The sequence below is a fragment of the Spirillospora sp. NPDC049652 genome (assembly GCF_040675125.1).
Classification (GTDB): Bacteria; Actinomycetota; Actinomycetes; order Streptosporangiales; family Streptosporangiaceae; genus Spirillospora.
The window spans coordinates 1-5,706 of sequence record NZ_JBFAOF010000431.1 but is presented as its reverse complement, the minus strand read 5'-3'; the positions used below and the strand labels follow the sequence as shown (position 1 = coordinate 5,706).

At 71.1% G+C, this 5,706-nt stretch carries 4 protein-coding genes and 1 pseudogene; 4 read left to right on the top strand and 1 reads right to left on the bottom strand.

The genetic code is table 11. The features are described from left to right. Positions 1-33: 33 nt before the first annotated feature. A complete protein-coding gene (locus AB0J52_RS24280; protein ID WP_500184394.1) occupies positions 34-759 on the bottom strand; it encodes an FHA domain-containing protein in 726 nt (241 codons plus the stop codon). A 448-nt stretch (positions 760-1,207) separates the two neighbouring features. Between AB0J52_RS24280 and AB0J52_RS24275 the strand changes: the two genes are divergently transcribed. From AB0J52_RS24275 to AB0J52_RS24260, 4 genes and pseudogenes are all read left to right on the top strand, one after another. Beyond that, on the top strand, positions 1,208-1,519 hold the full coding sequence (locus AB0J52_RS24275) for a DUF3017 domain-containing protein (protein ID WP_500184393.1): 312 nt from the start codon (positions 1,208-1,210) through the stop codon (positions 1,517-1,519). A gap of 186 nt (positions 1,520-1,705) precedes the next feature. Beyond that, complete coding sequence (locus tag AB0J52_RS24270; protein ID WP_500184391.1) at positions 1,706-3,931, top strand: NADP-dependent isocitrate dehydrogenase; 2,226 nt, start codon at positions 1,706-1,708, stop codon at positions 3,929-3,931. A 279-nt stretch (positions 3,932-4,210) separates the two neighbouring features. Further along, positions 4,211-5,200, top strand: a complete 990-nt coding sequence (locus AB0J52_RS24265) for a malate dehydrogenase (protein WP_500184390.1) — start codon at positions 4,211-4,213, stop codon at positions 5,198-5,200. Between the two features lie 152 nt (positions 5,201-5,352). After that, a pseudogene (locus tag AB0J52_RS24260) lies at positions 5,353-5,706 on the top strand (hypothetical protein); the annotation flags it as partial.

Below are 5,706 nucleotides of genomic sequence, written 5' to 3'. Positions count from 1 at the left end.
ATCGTGCGGCCTCGCGGACGCGCCCGCTCGGCGCTAACTCGCTCTGCGGGCCGCGGCGCTGTGGCGGCCGGGGCCGCCGTTCAGAGGGTGCCCGTGCGTGGCGCCCTGCGGCGCGGGCCGCCGGATCTCCCCGGTGGCCCGTGTCTCGACGGGTGAACGCCCCTGCTGCGGGACGTGCACCGGCGGCAGCGGCCGGACCAGTCCCATCGCGATCACCTCGTTGGCCAGCCGGGTGCGCCGGTTGGCGCCCTCGGGAATGCGGAACTTCTGGTAGAGCCGCAGCAGGTGCTGCTTGACGGCGGCCTCCGTCACCACCAGGTCGGCGGCGATCTCGCGGGCGGTGGCCGGAGCCACGAACGCCTCGTCCGACAGGGCGGGGCGGCAGAGCGAGGTCAGCACGTCGACCTCGCGGCGGGTGAGCTCGGGAGCCACGGCGCGCCGCAGCTCGACGTCGGGATCGACCTCCTCGCGGGGGATGCCCCCCATCCGGCAGCGCGCCGTGCCGAAGCTCACGACGTCACCGTCCTCCAGGACACGGCGCGCGATCGGCCGGCCGTTGACACGGGTCCCGTTGCGGGAAAGCCCCATGTCGACGACGTACACGTACGGGCCGCGCCGAATGATCTCTGCGTGCAAACGGGACACACTCGGGTCGTCGAGGCGGATGTCGACTCCTCGCCCTCGGCCGACCGTCGTTACGTCGGGGCGCAGCGGCATGACCAGTCCGCTGTCCTCGATCCGCATGAACGGCCCCTCCACGGCAGTCCTCCCAGCTAGTTAGCGACCCCTGTCTGCCGGGTTACCCGTGCCGGTGATCGTCACACCCTCCTACCGGTGAGTAGGGCCGATGGCGCAGGGGTTTCCGTGTTCTCCGGTTTTCGTCGGAAAAGTGGCTTGACGGGCGTTATTCGGCTGTCAAGAAGCGTCCGCGACGCGTGTTCGATAGCGCCGCGCCACCTGCCCTCGGAGGGCTGTACGGCCGCCTCCCGGACGCCGTGGCACCGCCCCGGAAGCGCCGTGCGACCGACCGCGAAAGGCCGTGCCATCGCACCGCGGGTGAGCGGCCGTCGTGGTTCCGGCGGTTCGGCGCTACGGTGGAAGACGGGAGAACGGCTCACCTCGGCACGTTCGGCGGCTGTACGCCGCGGGCGCGCCGCGCGGCTGTGCCGGGACCCTTTCCGGACCGGCTGACGAGGGGCTCTTCGGCATGAGCACGCAACTGCATCGGCGACGCCGCACGCCGCGTGGCGGCGGGGCCGGCCCGAACTGGCTCAACCAGCTTCCGTACCTGATCGTCCTGTCCGGTGTCGCGGGCGGGCTCGTGCTGTGCGCGCTGCACTACTTCCGCAAGGGCTCCGGGCTGCTCGCCGCCGCCGTCCTGCTGGGCGCGCTCGCCCGGCTGGTGCTGCCGCAGAGCCAGGTCGGCATGCTGGAGACCCGCAAGCGCTGGCTGGACGTGACCATCATGGCGGGCTTCGCGGTGGCCATCGCCGTCACCGCCCTGGTCGTCCCGCGCTGACCCCCGGTCACCGGGGCGACACTCTGCGCTACCACTGATTTTTCCGGCATTCTCCCAGGTCAGAGCATGTCCGCTGGGGCTGCGCGCGAGGCGTTCGGTGGTCTACACCAGCGGCCGTCCGGAGGTGGGTGGAACACCAGATATCTTGATATCGAGCAATGATGCCATGAAAGAGGGAGTGTCCGGGTGACAGACTCGACGATCATCTACACGCATACCGACGAGGCTCCGCTCCTGGCGACCTATTCGTTCCTGCCCGTCATCGAGGCGTACGCCTCGACCGCCGGGGTCGGGGTGGAGACCCGCGACATCTCCCTCGCCGGGCGGATCATCGCGGTGTTCCCGGAGTACCTGGAGGAGGGCCAGCGCATCGGCGACGCGCTCGCCGAGCTCGGCGACCTCGCCGAGACCCCCGGGGCCAACATCATCAAGCTGCCGAACATCTCGGCGTCCATCCCGCAGCTCAAGGCCGCCATCGCCGAGCTGCGCGACCAGGGCTACGCGTTGCCGGACTACCCCGACGACCCCAAGACCGACGAGGAGCGCGACATCCGCGCCCGCTACGACAAGGTCAAGGGCAGCGCCGTGAACCCGGTGCTCCGCCAGGGCAACTCCGACCGGCGCGCCCCCGCCGCCGTCAAGCAGTACGCCCGCACCCACCCGCACCGCATGGGCGCCTGGACGGCCGACTCCAAGACCAACGTCGCGACCATGGGCGCCGACGACTTCCGCACCACCGAGACCTCGGCGGTCGTCGCGGCCGACGGGAGCCTGCGCATCGAGCTGGCCGGCGCGGACGGCGCCACCACCGTGCTGCGCGAGTCGGTGCCGGTGCTGGCGGGCGAGGTCGTCGACGCGTCGGTGATGCGAGTATCGGCGCTGCGCGAGTTCCTCAGCGCGCAGATCGAGCGCGCCAAGGCCGAGGGCGTGCTGTTCTCGGTCCACCTCAAGGCCACGATGATGAAGGTCTCCGACCCGATCATCTTCGGCCACGTGCTCCGCGCGTTCTTCCCCCGGACGTTCGAGGCCCACGGCGAGGCGCTGGCCAAGGCCGGGCTGTCCCCGAACGACGGCCTCGGCGCCATCCTGTCCGGCCTGGACAAGCTGCCCGAGGGCGCCGAGATCAAGGCGTCCTTCGAGGCCGAGATGGCCGCGGGGCCGGAGCTGGCCATGGTCGACTCCGACCGCGGCATCACCAACCTCCACGTCCCGAGCGACGTCATCGTGGACGCCTCCATGCCCGCGATGATCCGCACCTCCGGCCACATGTGGGGCCCGGACGGCGAGGAGCACGACACCCTCGCGGTCATCCCCGACTCCAGCTACTCCGGCGTCTACCAGGCCGTCATCGACGACTGCCGGGCCAACGGCGCCTACGACCCGGCCACCATGGGCTCGGTGCCGAACGTCGGCCTGATGGCGCAGAAGGCCGAGGAGTACGGCAGCCACGACAAGACCTTCGAGATCCCGGCCGACGGCACGGTCCGCGTCGTGGACGAGCAGGGCTCGGTCGTGCTGGAGCAGCGGGTCTCCGCCGGCGACATCTTCCGCATGTGCCAGACCAAGGACCTGCCGATCCGCGACTGGGTCAAGCTGGCCGTCACCCGCGCTCGGCTGTCCGGCGACCCGGCCGTCTTCTGGCTGGACGCCGACCGCGCGCACGACGCCGTCCTGATCGAGAAGGTCGAGAAGTACCTCACCGAGCACGACACCGACGGCCTGCGCATCGAGATCATGGCCCCGGTCGAGGCGGCGAAGTTCTCCCTGGAGCGCATCCGCCGCGGCGAGAACACCATCTCGGTCACCGGCAACGTCCTGCGCGACTACCTGACCGACCTGTTCCCGATCCTGGAGCTGGGCACCAGCGCCAAGATGCTGTCGGTCGTCCCGCTGATGGCGGGCGGCGGCCTGTTCGAGACCGGTGCGGGCGGCTCGGCCCCCAAGCACGTCCAGCAGCTGGTCAAGGAGAACTACCTGCGCTGGGACAGCCTCGGCGAGTTCTTCGCGCTGGCCGCGAGCTTCGAGCACCTGGCCCGGACGGCCGGCAACGCGCGGGCGCGGATCCTCGCCGACACGCTCGACCGCGCCACCGCCGAGTTCCTGAACGAGAACAAGTCCCCGACGCGGCGGCTCGGCGGCATCGACAACCGTGGAAGCCACTTCTACCTGGCCCTCTACTGGGCGCGTGAACTGGCGAACCAGACCGAGGACGCCGAGCTCGCGGCCGCGTTCGGTCCGCTCGCCGAGACGCTGGGCGAGCAGGAGCAGACCATCGTGGACGAGCTGCTCGCCGTCCAGGGCTCCCCGGTCGACCTCGGCGGCTACTACCGTCCGGACCCGGCCAAGGCCGCGGCCGTGATGCGTCCGTCCGCCACGTTCAACCGCGCGCTGGAGACCCTCGCCCGAGGCTGACCGCGCACGCGCGGGACGGAAGCGAGATGGTTCGGTGTAGGAACGATCTCCTCCGGCCGCGAGAGGGCCGCCCCGCCGGGACACCCGGCGGGGCGGCCCTCGCCCTTTCCCCGCCCGAGCGCGCCGGGCGTGGGTGTGTGAGCAGTCAGTCATGCCAGGCACGGCCCTGACGGACGGCGTGGGGGAGCGCGAGGTATAGCCTGACTCGCGGATATCTCGACGGCGAGAGATCCCCTGGAAAGGCCGCCTGAGCCCCGTCAGCAGGAGATGAAGAAGGCTATGACGCGCACGCCAGTTTCCGTCACCGTCACCGGAGCCGCGGGCCAGATCGGCTACGCGCTGCTGTTCCGCATCGCGTCCGGGCACCTGCTCGGCGCGGACGTACCGGTCAAGCTGCGGCTGCTGGAGATCCCGCAGGCCGTGAAGGCCGCCGAGGGCACCGCGATGGAGCTGGACGACTGCGCGTTCCCGCTGCTGTCCGGCATCGACATCTTCGACGACGCCACCAAGGCGTTCGAGGGCGCCAACGTCGCCCTGCTCGTCGGCGCCCGCCCCCGCACCAAGGGCATGGAGCGCGGCGACCTGCTGGAGGCCAACGGCGGCATCTTCCGCCCGCAGGGCGAGGCCATCAACGCGGGCGCGGCCGACGACATCAAGGTCCTGGTCGTCGGCAACCCGGCCAACACCAACGCGCTCATCGCGCAGCAGCACGCCCCGGACGTCCCGGCCGAGCGCTTCACCGCGATGACCCGCCTCGACCACAACCGCGCCCTCGCGCAGCTGTCGAAGAAGGCCGGCGTCTCGGTCGCCGACATCAAGAAGATGACGATCTGGGGCAACCACTCGGCGACCCAGTACCCCGACCTGTTCCACGCCGAGATCGGCGGCAAGAGCGCGGCCGAGGTCGTCGGCGACCAGAACTGGCTGGAGAACGACTTCATCCCGACCGTCGCCAAGCGCGGCGCGGCGATCATCGAGGCGCGCGGCGCGTCGTCGGCGGCGTCCGCCGCGTCGGCCGCGATCGACCACGTCCACACCTGGGTGAACGGCACCGCCGACGGCGACTGGACCTCCATGGCCGTCGTGTCGGACGGTTCGTACGGTGTGCCGGAGGGCCTGATCTCGTCCTTCCCGGTCACCACCAAGGACGGCGAGTGGAAGATCGTCCAGGGTCTGGAGATCGACGACTTCTCGCGCGGCCGCATCGACGCCTCGGTGAACGAGCTCGCCGAGGAGCGCGACGCGGTGCGCAAGCTGGGCCTCATCTGAGCCTGAGCGCGTGACGGAGACCCCGGGGCCGGCGGCCCCGGGGTTTTCTCGTTTCCGCGAAAAACCGCCGCTGAGATTGTCGGTCGGGGGCGGCATGCTTGGCGCTAGGGTGCGTGGACGTGCCAAAACGGGCGAATCGGGAGGCTTTTCAGGTGGAGCAGGCGTTCCAGGTCGATCTGCGGGGCGTGGTCGACCTGCTGAGCAGGCACCTGTACTCGAGTCCCCGGGTCTACCTGCGGGAACTGCTGCAGAACGCGGTCGACGCGAGCACCGCCCGCGCCGCCCTGGACGCGGCGGTCGCGACGGGTGCCGCCGACCCGGGCGCGCCGGGCACGGAGGGGCTGGGCACGGATGGGCTGGGCACGGGTGCGCCGGCGGCAGAGGCGCTCGGCACGGGTTCGATCGGGACGGGTCCGATCGGCACGGGTCCGAGCGCGTCCGGTCCGGTCGGATCGGCGCGCGGCGCGCGGGTGCGGATCGAGACCGGCGGCGGGGCGCTACGCGTC

Coding starts and splice junctions, on each gene's coding strand:
- AB0J52_RS24275 (WP_500184393.1), top strand. CDS start 1,208: ATGAGCACGCAACTGCATCGGCGACGCCGCACGCCGCGTGGCGGCGGG.
- AB0J52_RS24265 (WP_500184390.1), top strand. CDS start 4,211: ATGACGCGCACGCCAGTTTCCGTCACCGTCACCGGAGCCGCGGGCCAG.